Below are 20,797 nucleotides of genomic sequence, written 5' to 3' on the forward strand. Positions count from 1 at the left end.
GAAATTGGGCACGCAAGAAAAGAAAAGCAACCAGTATACTTTTTGTAACCGTCTGAAACGAGATGGAGCCGCGCGATGCATGCGATGATCGAGGAAGACGCCAAAGGTCGCCGCACCGTGGCCCACGCCTGCACCGAGCCCTGCGCCATCGAACGCGGCATGCGGATTATCGGTGGCAAATGGACGGGATCGATCCTGTGGCATCTGCGGGACGAACCGGTTCGTTTCAATGACCTGTCCCGGATGATCGGCGGGGCCAGCAAAAAGATGATCTCGGAACGCCTGAGGCAGCTTGAGGCGCAGGGTCTTGTCCACCGGCAAGTAATGGATACCGCGCCGGTGTCAGTCCAGTACTCGGTCACCGACTTTGGGCGCACCGCGCTGGGGTTTCTGGACGAACTTCGGAAGTGGAGCGACGGCCTGCCGCAAACCCTTGCCGACGTTACTCAGGCCAAAGCACCCGCTAGCGTTGAATAACCGCGTTTTCCCATTCCGACAGGAATTTCTTGCGCTTCAACCGGTCCAGAAAGGTCAGCAACGCCGGGTCCAGCGATATGGCTGCACGCTCATCTGTTTCGGTGCCGGACACCAGCCGGGGCAGCGCGAACCCCTCGCCCGAGGGTTCACTGTTTTTCGCGATCAGGTGCTGCACGAACATAGCGGCGGATTTCGGGTCTTGGGCGTCCTGCAAGACCATCGCCGTGCGCATCATGGTGGTCTGGAAATCCGATGGCAGAATGATCTCAAGCGAGTCTTTCCCCTCGGCCCTGACAGCGGCGTAGCTGCCCAGCACATTATAGGCGACAGCGATTTCTCCGTCGGCCAGATCGTTGATCATATCGGCGGAACAGCAATACAGGCGCACATCGAGCCCGCCCAAAACCTCCATCAGCCGCCAATAGGTCTCAGACGCGCGGGCGTCCTGCGTGGCAAACAGATAGCCCAGCCCGGATTGGCGGATGTCATAGGTCCCGACCTTGCCGCGAAACTCCTCGGGGCGCGCGCGCAGGATTTCGATCAGGTCCTGCCGTGTTTGCGGGATCGGCCCGCCCGCAAACGCGTCGCGATTGACCACGATTGTCGCGGGCTCAGAGGTGAAGGCAAACAGGCGGTCGTGCCATTGGGCCCAGGGTGGAAGGTCGACGTCTTCAACCGGCAAGGCGAACCCGTCATTGGCCAGTTTCAGCTGCAGGTCCATGGCGCTGGAGATGACGATGTCGAACGCATCGGGCATCGCCCGGACAAGCCTGTCGATATCGGCGGTGCCGGTCACCAGATATTCGACCGAGATCGAGGGGTTCTCGGCCACGAACCCCTCGATAATCGGCGCGAACAGGGCGGTATCGGTGCTGGAGATCACGCGCAGGCGCGCGCCTTCGGCGTCCGGGTTGAAGACCCGCTGGTCCTCCCATTCGCTGGCCCATGCGGCTGCGGAAAACAGGCACAGGATCAGAGCGATAAGATAACGCATGCGCCGCCCTCCGGTTGGTTGGTCAGCGCAAGTGATCCGCCATGCGCCGTGGCAACATCCTGCGCGATGGTCAGCCCCAGCCCCGAGCCGATGGTGCCCGTGGCGTTCTGGCCCCGCTCGAACCGGCGGGTCAGCGTTTCGATCTCATCCGCAGGGAAGCCCGGGCCCTGATCCATGACCCTGATCTGAACGCCCGGATCGGCCGCGACGTCAATGACCACTGTACTGTCCGCTGGCGCGTATTTCAGCGCGTTGTCGATCATGTTGCGCACCGCGTTCTGGATCAGGATCGGGTCGCCGGAATAGGTCAGTTCGGGGTCCCCGGTCAGCGACAGCGACAGGTCCTTCATCTCGGCAATCGGGGTCAGCCGTTGCACAAGCTCGCGGATCAGGGCGACCAGATCAATATCCTCGCGCACCAGATGGTCGGCGCGGAAGGTGATCATCGCGTGATCCAGCAACTGCCCCGCCGCGCGCGAGCTTTCGTCGATGGCCCGGACCATGGATCGCAACGCCTCGCGGTTTTCTTCCTTTTCAACCCGGTGCAGAGTGGCGTCGGCATAGGATCGCACCGTCGCCAGCGGCGTCCGCACCCGATGTGCGGCCTCGGCGATGAAATCTTCGGATTGGCTCAGCGACTGGTCCAGCCGCCCCATCAGCGAATTCAGGGATGTGACCAGCGGTGCCATTTCACGCGGTACCGGCTTTCGGAACGGACTAAGGTCCTGCGGACCCCGGCGCGTGACCGAATGGGTCAATTTGTTAAGCTGCCCGATGGTCGATGAGGTCGCCCAAAAGGACAGCCCGGCAGCCAGCGCAAAGAACCCCAGCCCCAGCAGCGCCGCATTGCGCGAGATTTGGTCTAGCGTCTCGGCCAGCGCGTCCTGCGTCTGGCCCAGCGCCACCTCAATCTCGGTCTGTCGGCCCAGCCCCACCAGCGTCCGGCTGGCGCTGACCTGACGGACGTTTTCGCCGCGCACCTCGCCGGACCGGAACGCCCATCTGCCATCTGCCGCCACTTGGGTCAGCGGTAAATCCTGATAGCCCGACAGGAACTCTCCGTCCTGGAAAATGGCGTAGAACACCCGGTCATCCGCCGGGGTGGTGAGCATCGAAAACGCCGCATAGGGGATGTCGACCTCAAGCTCTCCGTCCCGCAGGGCGGCTGCGTCCAATATCGACGTCACCGACGCGCCCAGAATGTTGTCCTGCCCCTGCTGCGCCACTTGGGCGGCGTAGTTGCGCACCGCAAAAAACAGCAGCAGCGCAAGGATCGCTGCCCCGCCGATCAGGGTCAACACCAAACGGTTTCTCAGCGATCCGGAAACGGTTGGACTAGCCGCCATGATCCAGCCTGTAGCCTAACCCGCGCAGGGTGGTGATTTTCAGATCAGACTTCTCCAGATGTTTGCGCAGGCGGCCCACATAAACCTCGATCGCGTTGTCCGAAACATCTTCGTCATAGGAAAACAGCCGATCGGCCAGCTTCTGTTTCGAAAATACCTGACCGGGGGCATTTACGAACAGCTCAAGTAGGCGCAGTTCGCGGTTTCTGAGCGGCACGGCATTCCCGCCGACGGTCAGATGACCAGCCACCGGGTCAAAGACGATGCCGCCAAATTCAATCGTCGATTTCGAAATACCAGACTGTCGGCGCAAAACGGCGCGGCATCGGGCCTCAAGCTCGGCATGATCGAAAGGTTTGGTGACATAGTCATCCGCCCCCAAATCAAGCGAGCCGATTCGATCCGAGACCTGACTGCGCGCGGTCAAAACGATGACAGGAGTGTCCAGATGACTGGCCCGATGACGTTTGAGGAAATCGCGCCCGTCGCCATCGGGCAGCATGATGTCCAGCAGGATCAGGTCATATTCGCCGGTTTCTACAAAGGCCGTCGCATCCTCTAATTTCGCTGCGTGATCAACAACATGGCCGTCCAGCCGCATACGGGAACTGATCGCATTCGCGAGGTCCTGATTATCTTCGACCAGCAGAAATTTCATCGCGTCCCAGCAGTTTTTTCGCGCGTGACAGGTTGATGTCAGGTTGATGTGTTTTTCTCCAGCATGATCTGAGCCGCCCTGCGGCCGATTGTCAAATGGGAGGAAAACATGACGACATTCAAACTGGGCCGCCGCGCCCTGATCGCAGCCGTGGCTGCTGTTGGCCTGACCGGCCCCGCGCTGGCGGAAGAGCAGGTCGTGGACAGCATCCACTTTCTGATCCCCGGCGGCGCAGGCGGCGGCTGGGATGGCACCGCGCGCGGCACGGGCGAGGCGCTGACCAAGGCGGGTCTTGTGGGCACCGCCTCCTACGAGAACATGTCCGGCGGCGGTGGCGGCAAGGCCATCGGCTTTCTGATTGAAAACGCAGACAGCAACCATGGCACGCTGATGGTCAACTCGACCCCCATCGTGATCCGCTCGCTGACTGGCGTGTTCCCGCACAACTTCCGCGACCTGACGCTGGTATCGGGCACCATCGGTGACTACGCGGCGCTGGTTGTGGGCAAGGACAGCCCGATCAACTCGATGGAAGATCTCCTGGCCGCGTTTGACGCCGACCCGTCGGGTACGGCCATCGGCGGCGGCTCAGTCCCGGGCGGCATGGACCATCTGGTTGCCGCAATGGTGATGGAAGCAGCTGGCAAGGACGCGCTGGGTGTCAAGTACATCCCCTATGACGCGGGCGGCAAAGCCATGGCAGCCCTGCTGTCGGGTGAGATCGCAGCCCTGTCCACCGGCTTCTCGGAAGCGGTTGATCTGGCCAACGCGGGCGAAGTGAAAATCATCGGCGTAACGTCGGACGACCGTGTGGACGCAGCCCCCGATGCGCAGACCATGAAGGAACAGGGTATCGACACCACCTTCGTCAACTGGCGCGGCTTCTTTGCTGCCCCCGGCCTGCCCGAGGATAAGCTGGTCGCCTATCAGGACGCCATCGCAAAGATGTATGACACCCCTGAATGGGAAGAGGTACGCTCACGCAACGGTTGGGTCAACATCCACAACTCGGGCGACGACTTCTCGACCTTCCTCGAGCAGCAGGAACAGCAGATCAGCGATCTGATGAAGAAGCTGGGCTTCCTGTAAGCACCACCCAAGGCAGAGCGGTTCGCCGCTCTGCCACACTCAAAGACCATATAAGGGAGGGGACATCATGGCGCTGGATCGCTGGATCGCGCTTATTCTGCTTGGGGTCTGCATGACCTATGGCTACGCCGCCTGGTTCACGATGGATGGCAGCTTGCCCCCTTTCATGCAGCGCAACCCCATCTGGCCAAGCACCTTTCCCAAAGTGCTGTCGGTTCTGGGCATCATCGCCTCGGCCATCATCCTGCTGGGGTTCGAGAAATCCGAACTGAAAGAGGCGGATATCGACTACCGGCGGTTGGGCGAGTACCACCTTGGTCAAGCCCTGATGCTGCTGGCATTGATGGTGGTCTACGCCTTGTGCCTGCGCCCTGTCGGGTTCCTGATCTCAACCTCGGCCTTCCTGATCCTTGGCTCGTTTATTCTGGGCGAGCGCAAGTGGCACATCATGCTGCCCGTCGCCCTGATCGCCACCGGGTTCGTCTGGTATCTGGTTCAGGAAGTTCTTGGCATCTACATGCGCCCCCTGCCGGGCTTTTTCGGAGGCTGACATGCTTGAAGGACTTCTGATCGGCCTGCAAACGGCATTCTCAATCCAAAACCTGCTGATGGTTGTCGCGGGTTGTCTGATCGGCACATTTATAGGCATGTTGCCGGGTCTCGGCCCGATGTCGATCATCGCTATCATGATCCCGGTCGCGATTTCCATGGGCGATCCCTCAGCCGCGCTGATCCTTTTGGCAGGCGTATATTACGGGGCCATCTTTGGCGGCTCGACCTCCTCCATCCTGCTGAACGCGCCGGGGGTCGCGGGCACGGTGGCCTCAAGCTTTGATGGCTATCCGATGGCCCGTCAGGGCAAGGCCGGCAAAGCGCTGACCATTGCCGCCATCGCGAGTTTCGCGGGTGGCACGCTGGGTGCGGTGCTTTTGATGGTCTTCGCCCCGGCCCTGTCCTCGGTCGCGCTTCTGTTCCATTCTGCCGAGTATTTTGCCCTGATGGTCGTCGGCCTGTCGGCCATCGCCGCCTTTGCCGGGTCCGGTCAGGTGGCCAAGGCGATGATCATGACCGTCCTTGGCCTGATCATGGCAACTGTTGGCGAAGGCGCGCTGTTCAACCTGCCGCGTTTCACCATGGGCATCATGGACCTGCAATCCGGCTTTGGCTTCATCACCCTCGCCATGGCGATGTTCGCCCTGCCCGAGGCGCTGTTTCTGGTCTTGAAACCCAAGGACCTGAAGGGCGATGACGGCGAGATCAAAGACTTGCGCATCACCAAGGACGAGGCCAAAGCCATCGCCCCTGTCGTGGGCCGCCAGTCGGTACAAGGCTTCTTCATAGGCGTTCTGCCCGGTGCGGGTGCCACAATCGCCAGCTTCCTCGGCTACGCCGTCGAACGCAACATCGCCCCGAAAGAGGAACAGGAAGAATTCGGCAAGGGTTCGATCAAGGGCCTTGCCGCGCCCGAGACGGCCAACAACGCCGCCTGCACCGGCTCTTTCGTGCCGCTGCTGACGCTGGGCATTCCGGGCTCGGGCACCACGGCTATCCTTCTGGGCGCGCTGATTGCGCTGAACGTCACGCCGGGACCGCGGCTGATGATCGACGATCCGCAGATTTTCTGGGCCGTGATCATGTCGATGTTCATCGGCAATCTGGTCCTGTTAATCCTGAACCTGCCGCTGATCCCCTATATCGCCAAGGTTCTGGCCGTTCCGCGCAACTTCCTGATCCCGTTCATTTTGTTCTTCACCTTGATGGGCGCCTATATCGGGCAGAACAACGCGACCGAGCTGCTGATCCTTGTGGGTTTCGGCATCTGCGCCACCGCGCTCAAGTTCGCCGATTACCCGCTGGCCCCGCTGCTGATCGGCTTCATCCTCGGCGGTATGATGGAGGATAACTTTGCCCGCTCCATGCAGCTATACGATGGCATCGCGTTCATCTGGGAACGTCCGATGACGCTGGGCCTGCTGGTGATCGCCGCCCTTCTGGTGCTGCTGCCCAGCTACCGCGCGCGGCGTGCCCGGGCGCGGGCGGCCGGGATCGCGGATGGCGACTGAGCCGCTTGCTGGCATACGGGTTCTGGACCTGACCAACGTTCTGGCCGGACCCTATTGCTGCTACCAGCTTGCCCTGATGGGGGCCGAGGTGATCAAGGTCGAACGTCCCGGCGGCGGCGACCTTGCCCGCGTTCTGGGGGCTGATCCCGACCGCAACAAAGCGGGGATGGGGATCAGCTTTCTGGCTCAGAACGCGGATAAGAAATCTGTCACGCTGGATATGAAATCCGATCGGGGTAAGGACCTGCTCAAACGGCTGGTGCGCACAGCGGATGTACTGGTCGAAAACTTCCGCCCCGGCGTCATGGACCGTCTTGGCCTTGGATATGACGTGCTGCGCCGCGAAAACCCACGTTTGATCTACTGCGCCATCAGTGGTTTCGGACAGGACGGGCCGCGCCGGGATGATCCGGCCTATGATCAGATCGTGCAAGGCATCAGCGGCGTGATGTCCATCACCGGCGCTGCGGACACCGCGCCCTACCGGGTCGGCTATCCGCTTGCGGATACGGTCGGCGGCATGACTGCCGCTTTTGCCGTGGCCGCCGCGCTGAATGCCACCCCGCGCGGGGCGTTTCTGGACGTGGCTATGTCCGAATCCGTGATCTCGACCATGGGCTGGGTGGTCTCGAACTATCTTGTCGGCGGTGTGACCCCCGGCGCGCATGGTAACGAAAACACCACCTCTGCCCCGTCCGGCACCTTCGCAACAGCCGACAGCCCCATCAACATCGCGGCCAATCGCGACGAGCAGTGGCAGGCCCTCGCCCAGCATCTTGGGCGGGGGGACCTGCTGGATCACGCCGACTATGCGACCCGCGAGGATCGGAAACGGAACCGCCACGCGCTGCGAGAAGAGTTGGAGAAAGCGCTGCGCACACGACCGGCAAGCGACTGGGTCCGCGACCTGAACTCCCTGGGTGTGCCCACCGGGCAGGTTCTGACGGTGCCCGAGGCCTTGTCGGACCTGCAACTGGCCGACCGGGGGCTGATCGGAAAACTCAATGTTCAGGGCGAAGAAATGCAGCTGGCAGGCAGCCCGGTGGTCATGGATGGCACCCGCCGGATGCCCGCAAGCGCACCGCCAGAACTTGGGGCCGACAACACCACAATCTGGTCCGAACTCGGTTTGTCGGAGCCTGAGATCGACGCCCTAAGCCGCGAGGGCGTGATATGAGCGACGTGTCCGACTGGTGGAAAACTGCGATCATCGACATGGAGCCCGGTCGGATCGAATTGCGCGGGCATCCGATTCAGGACCTGATCGGCAATCTCAGCTTTGCCGAGATGATCTGGCTGATGGTGCGCGGCGACCAACCCACTGCAGCGCAAGCGCAATTGTTCGAGGCCGCTTTGGTGGCCGCCGTGGATCACGGTCCGCAAGCCCCCTCGATCGCAACTGCCCGCATGGCGGTGACCTGCGGGTTGCCGCTGAATAACGCGATGGCCAGCGCCGTGAACATGCTGGGCGATGTTCATGGCGGCGCGGGAGAGCAGGCGGTTGGCCTGTATCACTTCGTGGAAGACCACCCCAAGGGCCTGCAGGGCGTGCTGGACGACTGGATCGCAACGCAGGGAAAAATCCTGCCGGGTTTCGGCCATCGGTTTCACATCCCCACGGACCCACGCGCACCGCGTCTGATGGATTTGGTTACGAAAGCGGTGGCCGACGGGGCCTGCGAGGGCAAATACCGCCAGATCGCGCTGCAGATCGAGGCGGAACTGGCCCGCCGCAAAGGCAAGCCCGTGCCGATGAATATCGACGGGGCCACGGCGGTCATCTACGCCGAACTCGGCTTCGCGCCGCCGCTGGCGCGCGGGTTGTTCTGCCTGTCCCGCTCAGTCGGGATTCTGGCCCATGCGTGGGAGCAGATGCAGCAAGGCGGCCGCAACAAGGGGCCGACACCGCCGCACTATCGCTGGACATACACCGGTGAAGGCAACCAGTAGCGCCACCACCACATCCCCTCGAGGATGTCCCCTACGCCCCCTTACGAAACTCGGGCGTTTCAACAGCCATCAGATCAGCCGCCGCGCGGGCGATGACCAGTTCTTCGTTGGTGGGAACCACCATGACAGCGACCCGGGACAGATCGGTCGAGATGATCTTTTCATTATCCGCATTGGCATTCGGGTCTAGTTCAACTCCCAGCCAGCCCATTCCGGTGCAAACCCGTTCACGAACAAGTCGCGAATTCTCGCCAATTCCACCGGTAAACACCAGCGCGTCGATCCCCCCCAGAACAGCGGTCATCGCGCCCAGTTCTCGCCGTAGCCGGAAATTGAAATAGCTGATCGCCTGCCGTGCCTCTTTCGTGTCCGCCTGTTCCAACGTGCGCATGTCATTCGACAGGCCCGATAGTCCCAGCAGACCGGACTTCTTGAACAGCAGGTTCGAAATTTCTGCGGCGCTCATCTCCTCCTGATCCATCAGGTAGAGCAGAACGCCCGGATCAAGCTGCCCGCATCGGGTGCCCATCGGCAGGCCATCAAGCGCCGAGAACCCCATGGTCGAGCCCACGGACCGCCCGCCGATCATCGCACACATCGACGCACCGTTGCCCAGATGCGCAACAACGACCCGGCCCGCATGCAGCAAAGGGGCAGTTTCGGCCAGATGGCCCGAGATAAATTCGTAGCTGAGTCCGTGAAACCCGTATCTGCGCACGCCCTTGTCATAATACTCGCGCGGCAGTGCAAAAACGTCGTTCTCCCACGGGTGATTGCGGTGGAAGGCGGTGTCGAAACAGGCAATCTGCGCCGCGTTCGGGAAGCGCTGCATCGCCGCGCGGACACCGGCCAAATTGTGCGGCTGATGCAGCGGCGCAAAGGGGGAAAGCTTGTCCAGCGCCTCGATCGACGCCGCCGTCAGCGGCAGGGGAGTTGTGGCATCCGGCCCGCCGTGGACGATGCGGTGGCCGACGGCCTCTACCTTGCAATTGGGATATGCGCGGTCCAGTACGCCCAGCACACAGTCCAGCGCGGCGGTATGATCCGGTATCTCTCCGGCTGCGTCATTGGCAAGGGCCGTGCCGGCCGCTGTTTTGACCCGCAGGGTCGACCCGGATTCACCGATCCGTTCGACGATCCCGGTACAGACCGCAACCGGGTCCGACCCGCCCAATTCGAACAGGCCGAACTTCAGCGATGACGATCCCGCATTCAACGTGACGACATGGGTCATCTGATCCCTCCTGCCATTGCCGACAGGCGCGCCGCGTGCAGCGCGGCGACGGCGCATGAGGCCAACCGCGCCTTGTCATCATCCGCCCGGCTGGTCAGGATGATCGGAACCTTCGCTCCCATCACCACCCCGGCCCCTTCCGCATTTGCTATAAACGTCAATTGCTTGGCCATCATGTTGCCCGCGTCCAGATTGGGCACCACCAGAATATCGGTCTGCCCGGCGACCCGCGACACGATCCCCTTGGTGCGCGCCGCCGCCAGGCTGACGGCGTTGTCCATGGCCAGAGGGCCATCCACCAGACCCCCTCTGATCTGGCCGCGTTCAGCCATTTTCGACAACAGCGCTGCATCGACCGACGACCGGATCGCCGGGTTCACGGTCTCAATCGCTGACAGCACCCCGGCCCGAGGCTCCTCGATCCCTAGCGACAGCGCCAGATCAATCGCGTTCTGGGTGATATCGATTTTGGTTTCCAGATCGGGCTCGATATTGATCGCGGCATCCGTCACCAGCAAAGGCCGCGGCTGGCCGGGAACGTCCATGACGAACACATGAGTGAACCGACGCCCAGTCCGCAGCCCGTCATCGCGCCGCAACGCCGCCTTGAGCAGCTCATCCGTATGCAGATGCCCCTTCATCAGCGCATTGGCACGGCCTTCGGCGACCAGATCCACCGCCGTGTTCGCGGCGGTGAAGTGATCGCGCACCGGTACGATCTCGATCCCGTCCAGCGATGCCCCGATCTCATCCGCAGCCGATGTGATTTTGTCCGGATCCCCGATGAGGATCGGCTGAATGATCGTCTCGCGCGCGGCCAGCAGGGCCCCGCCCAGCGAGTTCGGCTCTTCCGGGGCGACAATCGCCGTGGGCATCGCGGGCAGGGAATGGGCCTTTTCCAGCAGGGCATCGAAATGGCGGTGCCGCTTGACGACCAGACCGGGCAGGTCCAGCTCGGCAAACACCATCTCCTTTTCCGGCGCGATCACGACCGCCTGACCGCTGACAATCACAGCCCCGTCCGAGACGCGAGAGACGCTTGTGTCGAACAGAACCTCGCGGTTTGGGCGCTTTTCAAGGACTGTGACCTTGGACAAAAGCTCATCCCCCGCATAGGCGCGTGCCGAGAATTCGAGGTTCTGCGATTTGTACAACGTGCCCGCCCCAGGCAGGATGTTGCCCAGCACGGCCGAGATCAGCGCGCCAACGAACATGGCGGGCGCGACGGCCTCGGGGATGTTGTCGCCGTCGCCGTCTTGGTTCGCCAGATGCAGCGGATTGTGATTGCCGGAGTTGTTGGCGAACACATAGAAATCGTCAACGGAACAGCTGCGTAGCAATTCTGCGGTGTCGCCAATTTCCAGGCGGTCATAGGGTTTGTTCTTATATTGCATGTCTTGCTCTACCCGCCTTCGGACGCCTGCCCGCCTTTCTTCAATCGAACCCACGCCGAACCGCGCCCTTCTGGCGATCCGTCGTGCGGACGGCAAATATCACTATAAAATGTCAATTTCCAACACCGCTGCGTCAATGCTGCTATGCAGCATCGTCTTAACAATGGCGTGACAAGACGCACAAGGTGCCCGAAGAGATCTGTATCTGTCAGTTTTTTCGGCGGTTCGCCCCTGCGTTCTTTCGCATGCTCAACCCGATGCGTTTGCGGGGCACGTCCACCTCGACCACCCGGACCTTGACGACCTGACCGGTCCGGACGACTTCATGCGGGTCCTTGACGAAACGGTCGGCCAGTTGGCTGACATGGACCAATCCATCCTGATGCACGCCGATATCCACAAACGCGCCGAAGGCCGCGACGTTGGTGACCGTGCCTTCCAGCATCATCCCCGGCTTCAGGTCTGTGATGTCCTCGACCCCGTCAGTGAATGAGGCGGTCACGAAGCTGGGCCGGGGATCGCGACCGGGCTTTTCAAGCTCGGCAAATATATCGCGCACCGTGGGCAGGCCGAACCGGTCATCGACGAACTGCTCGGCCCGCAGCCGTTTCAGCGCCCCGTCATGGCCCATAATCTGCCGGATATCGCGCCCGCAGGCCGCAACGACGCGGCGCGCAACATCATAAGCCTCGGGGTGGACCGAGGACGCATCTAGCGGCTCGGCCCCATCGCGGATGCGCAGAAAGCCCGCGCATTGTTCGAACGCGCGGGGACCCAGCCGCGCCACGTTCAGCAGGTCGCTGCGGGAGTTGAACGGCCCGTTCAGGTCGCGATGGGCCACGATGGCCTCAGCCTGCGACGGCCCGAGGCCCGAGACATGCGACAGCAAAGGGGCCGAGGCTGTGTTCAGGTCAACACCCACCGCGTTCACCACATCCTCAATCGCCGAGTCCAGTGATTGCGACAGGCGGTGCTGGTCCACGTCATGCTGATACTGCCCGACACCGATGGATTTCGGCTCGATCTTGACCAGTTCCGCCAGCGGGTCTTGCAGGCGGCGGGCAATCGACACCGCGCCGCGCAGCGAGACATCGAGGTCGGGAAATTCCCGCGCCGCCAGTTCCGAGGCTGAATAGACCGAGGCACCCGCCTCGGACACCACTACCTTGGTCGGGGCCTTGGCCGATTTCGGCAGCAGGCTCAGCGTGTCTGCGACCATCCGTTCGGTTTCCCTGCTGGCGGTACCGTTGCCGATGGCGATCAGTTCGATCCCATGGGCCGAGATCAGGTTCAGGATCGCCGCCTGCGCGCCGCGCAAATCGTTCTTGGGCTGAAACGGGTAAAGCGTATCGGTTGCAACCAGCTTACCGGTTGCATCGACCACAGCCGCCTTCACCCCGGTCCGAATACCCGGGTCCAGACCCAGCGTGGCCCGCGCGCCAGCCGGGGCGGCGAACAGCAGGTCCTTGAGATTGCGCGAGAAGACCTGAATCGCCTCATCCTGCGCCCGGCTGCGCAAGTCGGCCATCAACTCGACCATCATCGACAGTGACAGCTTCACCCGCCATGTCCAGCCCGCCACTTTTCGCAGCCACACGTCACCCGACCCGCTGCCCCGCGTCTGCAGATGGGCCGCCACAATGTTTTCGGCCCGCGCCGCGCCGAATTCCGGTTCCGGCGCAATATCCAGCGTCACAATCCCCTCTTTCGACGCGCGCAGCATCGCCAGCGCCCGGTGCGAGGGCACCCCGGACCACAGTTCGGAATGGTCGAAATAGTCGCTGAACTTGGCGCCGTCTTTCTCTTTCCCTTCGATCACCCGCGCGCTCAGCACCGCTTCGCGTTGCATGAAACTGCGCAACTCACCCAGCAGGGCGGCGTTTTCAGTCAGGCGTTCGGTCAAAATATCCCGCGCGCCGTTCAGGGCGTCTTTCACCGTCGGCACCGCATCAGACACATAGCCTGCCGCCAAGCCCTCGGGGTCAGCGTTGCGGTCGCCGAGAATGGCGTCCGCCAGTGGCTCCAACCCGTTTTCCCGGGCGATCTTCGCCTTGGTGCGGCGCTTGGGTTTGTAGGGCAGATAGATATCTTCAAGCTGCGCCTTGGTATCGGCCTGCGCGATGGATCTGGCCAGATCGTCGGTCAGCTTGCCCTGCTCCTTGATCGAGTTCCGGATCACCTCGCGCCGCGCCTCTAGCTCTCGCAGGTAAACCAACCGCTCGGACAGGGTGCGCAATTGCGTGTCGTCCAGCCCGCCCGTCACCTCTTTGCGGTAGCGCGCAACAAAGGGCACGGTGGCCCCGTCATCCAGCAGGTTGACCGCCGCGCTGACCTGTTCGGGGCGCGCGTTGATTTCGGTGGCGATGGTGCGGGCGATGCGGTTCAAGGGGTCCTCCTGACACTGGGCTGGAGGGGTTTCTTAGCCAGCCGTTTCAGGGAGGGAAAGAGGGTTCGAACCTACCCGTTACATTTCCAACGACAAGGTCACGCCTCAACCAGATAGCGCTCGGACAGCGGCAGGCTCGCCGCGCCTAGCGAGCGCGCATCGGGGCCGACCGTGCCGGCGGCAATCATCGGACGTTCAAGACCCGTCAGGTTCAACTGTGACAGCCGGGCCGTGACTGCCTCGATCAGACGCGCCTTGACGGGCAGCGGCAGCCAGCCGTCAATCTTCACACATTCGAAGTCGATGACACTGCACGAGGACGCAATCGCATGGGCCAGCCCATGGGCTGCCTGATCCAGCCAGTCGCTCAAAAGCGGCTCGGGCACGTCCCAATGCTCGGTCGTTTCCCAGACCAAAGCCCCCTGCCCGCGCGCAGCGACAGAGCGTTCCAGCGTGTACAGGCTCGCAACATCAATCAATGGCTGTACCTGCCCCGCCCCGGTCGGAACCAGCATCGGCCCAAGCGCCCCGGCATTTCCCCGGCCCGAAAAGATCGAGCCGTTCAGGACCACACCGCCACCGATAAAATACCCCAAGTAAAAATACAGAAAATCCCGTGGCCCTTCCTGCGGACCAAAGACCAGTTCGGCCCCACAGGCGGCTGTTGCATCGTTTTGCACGAAAATCGGGATGTCGCAGGTCTGCTCCAGAGCGGCCTTGATATCCGTCTCCCGCCAAGGGTCCATTTTCGCCTGCGGGACTTGCAGGGTTTGCGCCCAATTCCACAGATAGAACGGCATCGCAATCCCCAGCCCGGCCACTCGCGTCTGCGCGGTGGGCGACAGGCCCGACATCATTTGCCCCAGATATTCGTTTGCAAAATCCAGCGTCGCGTCCGGGGTCGGATAATCATAGGTGCGCCGAGCGCGCTGCCGGACATTGCCAAGAAAATCCGTCAGCACCAATTCAGCGCTGCGCCGTCCGATTTTGAGCCCGAAGAACAGCGCGCCTTCGGGGTTCAGCCGCATGGGCACCGAAGGCTGTCCGACCTTGCCCCGCACCGGCTCACCGCGCAGCAACAGCCCGTCTTTTTCAAGCTGGCGCATAATCACCGAAACCGTCTGCGCCGACAGGCCGGTCATCCGCGCGATCTCGGATTTGGCCAGCGCCTGATGCCTGCGCACAAGGGACAACACAAGGCGTTCATTACGCGCGCGCATACCGCTTTGGTTGGTGCCCCGCACGCCCGAAACCGGTTCTGACGGGCTGTTGTCCTGTGTTGTATCGGCAGACAAAATTGCCCCTCCCTGCCTTGAAGAATGGGAAAATCGCCAATCTCTGTCAATAATAATTAAGAGTGATTTATTTATTGACTCAGATTTCGAATCTTGGGATGATTTTCTTGTGGGGTCGGGTCGATTTCCGCCCGATCACCCGTATGCCCGCACGGGCATGGGAGAAAATGGGAGGACTACAGATGAAACTTGCGAACCTCGCGGGCGCAGCAGCGCTGGCTTTGGCTGCCGGAACCGGTGGCGCGATGGCAGCGGGCGAAACCGTCTGCCTGATCACCAAAACGGACACCAACCCGTTCTTTGTTAAAATGAAAGAAGGCGCGACCGCCAAGGCGGAAGAACTGGGCATGACCCTTAAAGCCTTTGCGGGCAAGGTCGATGGCGACCACGAAACTCAGGTCCAAGCGATTGAGACCTGCATTCTGGACGGGGCAAAGGGTATTCTGCTGACCGCGTCGGATACCTCTTCGATTGTCCCCGCCGTGGAACAGGCGCGGGATGCGGGGCTTCTGGTGATCGCGCTGGACACGCCGCTTGAACCCATCGACTCGGCAGATGCCACATTTGCCACCGACAATTTCCTTGCCGGGCTCCTGATCGGCCAGTGGGCCAAGGCCACGCTGGGAGATGCGGCCAATGACGCCAAGATCGCCACGCTGGATTTGGCGGTCAGCCAGCCGACCGTGGACGTTCTGCGCAATCAGGGCTTCCTGCAGGGCTTCGGTGTTGAACTGGCCGACCCCAATGTGATCGGGGACGAGGATGACCCGCGTCTAGTCGGCAGTGACGTCACCGCAGGCAACGAAGAGGGCGGCCGCCGCGCGATGGAGAACCTTCTGGCCAAGGACCCGACCATCAACGTCGTGCACACGATCAACGAACCGGCCGCCGCTGGCGCATATGAGGCGCTCAAGGCCATCGGGCGTGAAAATGACGTGCTGATCGTCTCGGTCGATGGCGGATGCCCCGGTGTTCAGAATGTCGCTGACGGTGTAATCGGCGCAACCTCGCAGCAATATCCGCTGCTGATGGCCTCGCTGGGTGTGGAAGCCGTGAAGAAATGGGCGGATGAGGGCGTGAAGCCCGAGAACACGCCGGGCAAAGACTTCTATGACACCGGTGTGGCCCTTGTGACCGACAAGGCCGCCGATGGCGTCGAGTCGATCTCGGTCAAGGAAGGCATGGACCTCTGCTGGGGTTAAGCTGAACCTGTGGGAGGCTGCCCAAGGCGGCCTCCTGACCCAAACTGCCTGCTCACCCAAATTTCTTGCTAAAGTGATCCCAAGACGGGCGCTTGACGCATGGGGGATTCTCTATGTCCGACACTTCCGGGAAATCCGACGATTTCGAGGCCGCCGCGCAGGGCAGCCCGGAACAGGTCGCCGAGTTTGACGATCACCATCGGGGTTTCGTCGGGACGATACAGCATTTTCTGCATATCAACCCATCTCTCGTGCCGCTGATCGTCCTTGTCGCCGCGATCGTCATCTTTGGCGTTCTGCTTGGGGCAAAGTTCTTTTCGCCCTTCGCGCTGACCCTGATCCTGCAGCAGGTGCAAATCGTCGGCATCGTGGCGGCGGCGCAAAGCCTTGTGATCCTGACAGCGGGCATCGACCTGAGCGTCGGGGCGATCATGGTAATGTCCTCGGTGGTAATGGGGCAGTTCACCTTCCGCTACGGATTGCCTCCCTCGGTTGCGATCCTGTGCGGGCTGGCGGTCGGAACCGCCATCGGGGCCGTCAACGGTTTCCTGGTCAGCCGCATCAAACTGCCGCCTTTCATCGTGACGCTGGGCATGTGGCAAATCATTCTGGCGGCGAATTTCCTCTATTCACAAAACGAAACGATCCGCTCGCAGGATATCGAGGACAATGCACCCATCCTCCAGCTGTTTGGGGCCAAATTCAACGTGGGCGGCGCGGTCTTCACCGTTGGCGTGATCTTCATGCTGGTGCTGATCCTAGGCCTTGCCTATGCGCTGCGGCATACCGCCTGGGGCCGACATGTCTATGCGGTGGGGGACGATCCCGAAGCGGCGGAACTGTCCGGCGTCAACGTGCACCGCACGCTGATGTCGGTCTACATGCTATCGGGCCTGATCTGCGCCTTCGCGGGCTGGGCGCTAATTGGCCGGATCGGGTCTGTTTCACCCACATCGGGGCAACTGGCGAATATCGAAAGCATCACTGCGGTTGTGATCGGCGGCATTTCCCTGTTCGGGGGGCGTGGCTCGATCCTCGGATCGCTGTTCGGGGCCCTGATTGTCGGCGTCTTTACTTTGGGCCTACGCCTGCTGGGCGCGGATGCGCAGTGGACCTTCCTGCTGATCGGCATCCTGATCATCGCGGCCGTTGCCGTGGACCAGTGGATCAGAAAGGTGGCCGCGTGATGGAACCCATTCTCAAAGGACGAAACCTTGTGAAACGCTACGGCAAGGTCACGGCGCTGGACCAGTGCGACTTTGACCTGATGCCCGGTGAGATTCTTGCGGTAATCGGCGACAACGGCGCTGGCAAATCCACCCTGATCAAGGCGGTGTCGGGCGCGGTCACACCGGACGAAGGCGACGTCTGGCTCGACGGGCACAAGGTGAATTTCCACTCGCCCATCGACGCGCGCGAGGCCGGGATCGAAACCGTATATCAGACGCTTGCGATGTCCCCTGCCCTGTCCATTGCCGACAACATGTTCATGGGGCGCGAGATTCGCCGCAAAGGCCCGTTAGGGTCCGTGTTCCGAATGCTCGACCGCCCAGCGATGGAGAAATTCGCCCGCGACAAGCTGAGTGAACTTGGCCTGATGACGATCCAGAACATCAATCAAGCGGTCGAGACGCTTTCGGGCGGTCAGCGGCAGGGTGTCGCTGTGGCCCGCGCGGCGGCGTTCGGATCCAAGGTCATCATCCTGGACGAACCCACCGCCGCCCTAGGGGTAAAGGAAAGCCGCCGGGTACTGGAACTGATCCTTGACGTAAAGTCCCGCGGCATCCCAATCATCCTGATCAGCCATAACATGCCCCATGTGTTCGAGGTCGCCGACCACATCCACGTGCACCGGCTGGGCAAAAGGCTCTGCGTGATCGACCCCAAGGACTACACCATGTCTGACGCCGTGGCCTTCATGACCGGCGCCAAGGAACCGCCCGCCGAGGATCAGGCGGCGTGAGCAACAACACCGCCTCTCCCACAGCGCTGGCAGAGCGGATCGCCGATGCCGCTGCCGCGTTACCACCCCAGCGCGGGCGGCATCTGGTAGCTGTGGCCGGCCCGCCGGGTGCGGGCAAGTCGACGGTCGCGGCACTGGCGCAGGCAGAGCTGAACCAGCGCGGGCATCCTACCGGTCTGCTGTCCATGGATGGGTTTCACTACGACAACGCCATCCTGACCGCGCGCGACATGCTGCACCGCAAGGGCGCGCCGGAAACCTTCGATGTCGCGGGTTTCCATGCGCTTCTGATCCGCCTGAAGACTGAAGACGATGTCGCCGTCCCCGAGTTCGACAGGGATCTGGACAAAGCCATCGCTGCCCGATCAATCGTCACGAAGGAGCAGCGGATCGTTCTGGTCGAAGGCAACTACCTGCTGCTGGATGAACCCGGCTGGGCCGAGTTGCAAAGCCTGTGGTCGGTCCGGGTGTTTCTGGATGTCGATCTGCAGACCCTCGAAACCCGGCTGACGGACAGGTGGCTGTCGCATGGCCTCACGCCCGGCGCGGCCAAAGACCGGGCGCTGGCCAATGACATCCCCAACGCCCGACGCGTCGTCTCGCACTCGTTGCCCGGCGACGTGGTGCTTGGATAGTCCAAACCTGACATTCGCGCCACAGCCCCGAACGCGGTATCATGCTCCCGTGAACCGAATTCAGGGGGGTGGGGAATGCAAAACTCAATAATCCGGCGCGGCATTGATTCAGCCGCCGCAATTGGCCTGAGCCTTTGGATCTGTACGGCCCCAGCTTCCGCCGATCAAAGCGACGCAGAGGCCGCGATCCAGACGTTCGACAAAGCAATGCTGTCGATCTTCCACCGCGGTCAGGACCAACTGTCCGAGGCAACGCGGCCTGTCATGGTCATCGCCCGTGACGTCACGGTGATCTCGAAAGACGGGCAGGCCAGCTATACCAGAAACGCGCCACTGTATCAGAACCTCAAATCCACCTCACACGTCCTGCTGGGGATCATCGGTGCGGTGACCCCGTGGCCCGAGGATTCGACCGATAGTGACCGCTGGAAAAAGGAGTTCTCGGAAATCGCGACCCAGATCGGCACACTGCTGCCCGCCATCGGCGACCTCGGCCTGTCCCCTGAGCTACTGACCAGCCAGCAACAGATGCTGAACACCGCACGCAGCTTCGTCACCGACGCCCTGACCAAAGACCAGATCACGCGCGAGGCGATCACCAAAGCCATCAACGACATGCGCCCGATCTGGGCCGAGAACATGCGCCAGACCGCGCGGGCCGAGCTGACGGCGCTGCACAAGGCGGTCTCGGACGCGCGGGCGGCCATGTCCAAGCAGGACTGGGACAAGATGTATATCATGCACCACGGCGGATCTAGCGTGAAGAACGTCAACGTGGTCCGGCTTTATCTGGAACGCGTGATGCCCGGAAAAGTTGCCGGCGGGCAGGTGCTGTTTGCCGAAAACGCACACGGGATCGACGCGCTGGCGAAACACGCGGGCTATGTGAGGATGCAGCGGCTAGTCGGCCAATGGGCCTTTGGCGATCCCGCCCGGATGGAGGTCGATCTGCTGGGATATGAGGCCGGAGCCATTCTGGACGAGATGATCCCCGCCCTGCCGCCGCTGCCGTCGGACTGATCTAGCCGTCCGTGAAGCGCAGATGAACATTCCTTTATAATCGGGCCCGGCCATAGCAATCCCCCGCTCCGCTTCCAACATCTATGCAAAGGAAACGGAGGAAATCATGACCAGAGCCAAACTGATCGGTGCCGCCGCCTTGGCCAGCACCCTTGCCCTTTCGACCCACGCTTTTGCAGACACAACGCCCGACCTGACCGGTGTCTGGAGCGGCAACCATACCGTGGTCGGCCTGCCCAACGAACACAGCGACGGTGCCCCGCGATTCAACGAATCCGAATGGGTGCTTGAGATCAAGGAACAGCAGGACAACGTGTTCTGGGGCACCAGCAAATGGAGCCGCGCCAGCTCGGACCGTTGGGGCGAAGCGCAGGTGACCGGCACCTTCAACCAGGACGGATCCGGCACCATCGCCATGATCGAAACCCGGACCGGTCCCGAGCGTCAGGTGAACGGCCTGATCGACGCCCGGATCGAAGACGGCAAGATTTACGCCGATTTCCGCAGCCTGCGCAGCGGCATCGCCTACAGCACCGTACTGGAACGGGCCGAGGGCGTCTGATCGGATAAGCAGGGACCGGCGCGCGCCGGTCCCATTTTCCGGCTACAGTCCAAGTTCGGACAGGCCCGGATGATCATCCGGGCGTCGCCCTTGTGGCCAGCGAAACAGGCGGTCTTCTTCCCGAATGGGCAGATCGTTGATGCTGGCATGGCGGTTCTGCATCAGGCCGTCGGGGGCAAACTCCCAGTTTTCATTGCCGTAAGACCGGAACCAGTTGCCACTGTCATCGCGCCATTCATAGGCGTAGCGCACCGCAATCCGGTTCTCGGTGAACGCCCAAAGCTCCTTGATCAGCCGGTATTCATTTTCGCGTATCCACTTGCCGGTCAGAAAAGCCTCGGCCTCTTGCCGATTGGTGACGAAATGCACGCGGTTGCGCCATTTGGTGTCCAGCGTATAGGCCTTGGCCACTTTGACTGGATCACGGCTGTTCCAGCCATCCTCGGCCAGCCGTATCTTTTCGATCGCGGTCTCGCGGGTGAAGGGCGGCAGCGGCGGGCGGGTTTCCATATCGGTCATCCTTTTTGAA

General features: G+C 61.9%; 20 protein-coding genes. 12 read left to right on the plus strand and 8 right to left on the minus strand.

Annotated elements, in window-relative coordinates; genetic code table 11:
• The first annotated feature begins 75 nt into the window (after positions 1 to 75).
• Entirely contained in the window at positions 76 to 477 is a 402-nt protein-coding gene (locus ACR0NJ_RS06290) for a winged helix-turn-helix transcriptional regulator (protein WP_480816276.1), read from the plus strand.
• Here ACR0NJ_RS06290 and ACR0NJ_RS06295 read toward each other — a convergent pair.
• The 3 genes from ACR0NJ_RS06295 to ACR0NJ_RS06305 are packed head-to-tail and all read right to left on the minus strand — an operon-like array spanning position 464 to position 3,475.
• Positions 464 to 1,471: an ABC transporter substrate-binding protein gene (locus ACR0NJ_RS06295; RefSeq protein ID WP_480816277.1), complete on the minus strand. Its 1,008-nt coding sequence runs from the start codon at positions 1,469 to 1,471 to the stop codon at positions 464 to 466. The genes ACR0NJ_RS06290 and ACR0NJ_RS06295 overlap by 14 nt on opposite strands.
• Entirely contained in the window at positions 1,450 to 2,817 is a 1,368-nt protein-coding gene (locus ACR0NJ_RS06300) for a sensor histidine kinase (RefSeq protein ID WP_480816278.1), read from the minus strand. The genes ACR0NJ_RS06295 and ACR0NJ_RS06300 overlap by 22 nt, the downstream gene beginning before the upstream one ends.
• Positions 2,807 to 3,475: a response regulator transcription factor gene (locus ACR0NJ_RS06305; RefSeq protein WP_480816279.1), complete on the minus strand. Its 669-nt coding sequence runs from the start codon at positions 3,473 to 3,475 to the stop codon at positions 2,807 to 2,809. The genes ACR0NJ_RS06300 and ACR0NJ_RS06305 overlap by 11 nt, the downstream gene beginning before the upstream one ends.
• A gap of 108 nt (positions 3,476 to 3,583) precedes the next feature.
• On the opposite strand from ACR0NJ_RS06305, the gene ACR0NJ_RS06310 reads away from it, so the two are divergent.
• The 5 genes from ACR0NJ_RS06310 to ACR0NJ_RS06330 all read left to right on the plus strand — a co-directional run bounded on the left by ACR0NJ_RS06310 (position 3,584) and on the right by ACR0NJ_RS06330 (position 8,577).
• Complete coding sequence (locus tag ACR0NJ_RS06310) at positions 3,584 to 4,564, plus strand: Bug family tripartite tricarboxylate transporter substrate binding protein (RefSeq protein ID WP_480816280.1); 981 nt, start codon at positions 3,584 to 3,586, stop codon at positions 4,562 to 4,564.
• A 67-nt stretch (positions 4,565 to 4,631) separates the two neighbouring features.
• Positions 4,632 to 5,114: a tripartite tricarboxylate transporter TctB family protein gene (locus tag ACR0NJ_RS06315; RefSeq protein WP_480816281.1), complete on the plus strand. Its 483-nt coding sequence runs from the start codon at positions 4,632 to 4,634 to the stop codon at positions 5,112 to 5,114.
• A gap of 1 nt (position 5,115) precedes the next feature.
• Entirely contained in the window at positions 5,116 to 6,627 is a 1,512-nt protein-coding gene (locus ACR0NJ_RS06320; protein WP_480816282.1) for a tripartite tricarboxylate transporter permease, read from the plus strand.
• Positions 6,617 to 7,804 carry a CaiB/BaiF CoA transferase family protein gene (locus tag ACR0NJ_RS06325; RefSeq protein WP_480816283.1) on the plus strand — a complete coding sequence of 396 codons (1,188 nt, stop codon included), beginning with the start codon at positions 6,617 to 6,619 and terminating at the stop codon, positions 7,802 to 7,804. Before ACR0NJ_RS06320 ends, ACR0NJ_RS06325 begins: the two co-directional genes overlap by 11 nt.
• On the plus strand, positions 7,801 to 8,577 hold the full coding sequence (locus tag ACR0NJ_RS06330; protein ID WP_480816284.1) for a citryl-CoA lyase: 777 nt from the start codon (positions 7,801 to 7,803) through the stop codon (positions 8,575 to 8,577). Before ACR0NJ_RS06325 ends, ACR0NJ_RS06330 begins: the two co-directional genes overlap by 4 nt.
• Positions 8,578 to 8,608: 31 nt before the next feature.
• Here ACR0NJ_RS06330 and ACR0NJ_RS06335 read toward each other — a convergent pair whose 3' ends face one another.
• From ACR0NJ_RS06335 to ACR0NJ_RS06350, 4 genes are all read right to left on the minus strand, one after another.
• Positions 8,609 to 9,811: an acetate/propionate family kinase gene (locus ACR0NJ_RS06335; RefSeq protein ID WP_480816285.1), complete on the minus strand. Its 1,203-nt coding sequence runs from the start codon at positions 9,809 to 9,811 to the stop codon at positions 8,609 to 8,611.
• Complete coding sequence (locus tag ACR0NJ_RS06340; RefSeq protein WP_480816286.1) at positions 9,808 to 11,205, minus strand: bifunctional enoyl-CoA hydratase/phosphate acetyltransferase; 1,398 nt, start codon at positions 11,203 to 11,205, stop codon at positions 9,808 to 9,810. The genes ACR0NJ_RS06335 and ACR0NJ_RS06340 overlap by 4 nt, the downstream gene beginning before the upstream one ends.
• A gap of 208 nt (positions 11,206 to 11,413) precedes the next feature.
• Positions 11,414 to 13,591 (minus strand): Tex family protein, encoded by a 2,178-nt coding sequence (locus ACR0NJ_RS06345; protein ID WP_480816287.1) that lies wholly within the window; start codon positions 13,589 to 13,591, stop codon positions 11,414 to 11,416.
• 98 nt (positions 13,592 to 13,689) lie between these two features.
• Positions 13,690 to 14,886, minus strand: coding sequence for an ROK family transcriptional regulator (locus ACR0NJ_RS06350; RefSeq protein ID WP_480816288.1), 1,197 nt, complete (start codon positions 14,884 to 14,886; stop codon positions 13,690 to 13,692).
• A 182-nt stretch (positions 14,887 to 15,068) separates the two neighbouring features.
• Between ACR0NJ_RS06350 and ACR0NJ_RS06355 the strand changes: the two genes are divergently transcribed.
• The 6 genes from ACR0NJ_RS06355 (at position 15,069) to ACR0NJ_RS06380 (ending at position 20,268) form a co-directional block, all read left to right on the plus strand.
• Positions 15,069 to 16,088 carry a substrate-binding domain-containing protein gene (locus ACR0NJ_RS06355; RefSeq protein WP_480816289.1) on the plus strand — a complete coding sequence of 340 codons (1,020 nt, stop codon included), beginning with the start codon at positions 15,069 to 15,071 and terminating at the stop codon, positions 16,086 to 16,088.
• A gap of 113 nt (positions 16,089 to 16,201) precedes the next feature.
• The gene (locus ACR0NJ_RS06360) at positions 16,202 to 17,275 is read left to right on the plus strand and encodes an ABC transporter permease (protein WP_480816290.1); all 1,074 of its coding nucleotides are present in this window, start codon (positions 16,202 to 16,204) and stop codon (positions 17,273 to 17,275) included.
• Positions 17,275 to 18,051, plus strand: a complete 777-nt coding sequence (locus ACR0NJ_RS06365; RefSeq protein WP_480816291.1) for an ATP-binding cassette domain-containing protein — start codon at positions 17,275 to 17,277, stop codon at positions 18,049 to 18,051. The genes ACR0NJ_RS06360 and ACR0NJ_RS06365 overlap by 1 nt, the downstream gene beginning before the upstream one ends.
• Positions 18,048 to 18,686, plus strand: coding sequence for a nucleoside/nucleotide kinase family protein (locus tag ACR0NJ_RS06370; RefSeq protein WP_480816292.1), 639 nt, complete (start codon positions 18,048 to 18,050; stop codon positions 18,684 to 18,686). Before ACR0NJ_RS06365 ends, ACR0NJ_RS06370 begins: the two co-directional genes overlap by 4 nt.
• Before the next feature lie 75 nt (positions 18,687 to 18,761).
• Positions 18,762 to 19,706, plus strand: coding sequence for a hypothetical protein (locus ACR0NJ_RS06375; RefSeq protein ID WP_480816293.1), 945 nt, complete (start codon positions 18,762 to 18,764; stop codon positions 19,704 to 19,706).
• Positions 19,707 to 19,812: 106 nt separating this feature from the next.
• Positions 19,813 to 20,268 (plus strand): hypothetical protein, encoded by a 456-nt coding sequence (locus tag ACR0NJ_RS06380; RefSeq protein WP_480816294.1) that lies wholly within the window; start codon positions 19,813 to 19,815, stop codon positions 20,266 to 20,268.
• Positions 20,269 to 20,310: 42 nt separating this feature from the next.
• On the opposite strand, the gene ACR0NJ_RS06385 is transcribed toward ACR0NJ_RS06380, so the two are convergent.
• Positions 20,311 to 20,778 (minus strand): nuclear transport factor 2 family protein, encoded by a 468-nt coding sequence (locus ACR0NJ_RS06385; RefSeq protein ID WP_480816295.1) that lies wholly within the window; start codon positions 20,776 to 20,778, stop codon positions 20,311 to 20,313.
• Positions 20,779 to 20,797 lie beyond the last annotated feature (19 nt).

Source organism: Ruegeria sp. F11 (assembly GCF_056533855.1).

Coding starts and splice junctions, on each gene's coding strand:
- ACR0NJ_RS06380 (WP_480816294.1), top strand. CDS start 19,813: ATGACCAGAGCCAAACTGATCGGTGCCGCCGCCTTGGCCAGCACCCTT.
- ACR0NJ_RS06360 (WP_480816290.1), top strand. CDS start 16,202: ATGTCCGACACTTCCGGGAAATCCGACGATTTCGAGGCCGCCGCGCAG.
- ACR0NJ_RS06295 (WP_480816277.1), bottom strand. CDS start 1,471: ATGCGTTATCTTATCGCTCTGATCCTGTGCCTGTTTTCCGCAGCCGCA.
- ACR0NJ_RS06340 (WP_480816286.1), bottom strand. CDS start 11,205: ATGCAATATAAGAACAAACCCTATGACCGCCTGGAAATTGGCGACACC.
- ACR0NJ_RS06385 (WP_480816295.1), bottom strand. CDS start 20,778: ATGGAAACCCGCCCGCCGCTGCCGCCCTTCACCCGCGAGACCGCGATC.
- ACR0NJ_RS06290 (WP_480816276.1), top strand. CDS start 76: ATGCATGCGATGATCGAGGAAGACGCCAAAGGTCGCCGCACCGTGGCC.
- ACR0NJ_RS06300 (WP_480816278.1), bottom strand. CDS start 2,817: ATGGCGGCTAGTCCAACCGTTTCCGGATCGCTGAGAAACCGTTTGGTG.
- ACR0NJ_RS06355 (WP_480816289.1), top strand. CDS start 15,069: ATGAAACTTGCGAACCTCGCGGGCGCAGCAGCGCTGGCTTTGGCTGCC.
- ACR0NJ_RS06375 (WP_480816293.1), top strand. CDS start 18,762: ATGCAAAACTCAATAATCCGGCGCGGCATTGATTCAGCCGCCGCAATT.
- ACR0NJ_RS06310 (WP_480816280.1), top strand. CDS start 3,584: ATGACGACATTCAAACTGGGCCGCCGCGCCCTGATCGCAGCCGTGGCT.
- ACR0NJ_RS06365 (WP_480816291.1), top strand. CDS start 17,275: ATGGAACCCATTCTCAAAGGACGAAACCTTGTGAAACGCTACGGCAAG.
- ACR0NJ_RS06330 (WP_480816284.1), top strand. CDS start 7,801: ATGAGCGACGTGTCCGACTGGTGGAAAACTGCGATCATCGACATGGAG.
- ACR0NJ_RS06320 (WP_480816282.1), top strand. CDS start 5,116: ATGCTTGAAGGACTTCTGATCGGCCTGCAAACGGCATTCTCAATCCAA.
- ACR0NJ_RS06325 (WP_480816283.1), top strand. CDS start 6,617: ATGGCGACTGAGCCGCTTGCTGGCATACGGGTTCTGGACCTGACCAAC.
- ACR0NJ_RS06335 (WP_480816285.1), bottom strand. CDS start 9,811: ATGACCCATGTCGTCACGTTGAATGCGGGATCGTCATCGCTGAAGTTC.
- ACR0NJ_RS06305 (WP_480816279.1), bottom strand. CDS start 3,475: ATGAAATTTCTGCTGGTCGAAGATAATCAGGACCTCGCGAATGCGATC.
- ACR0NJ_RS06315 (WP_480816281.1), top strand. CDS start 4,632: ATGGCGCTGGATCGCTGGATCGCGCTTATTCTGCTTGGGGTCTGCATG.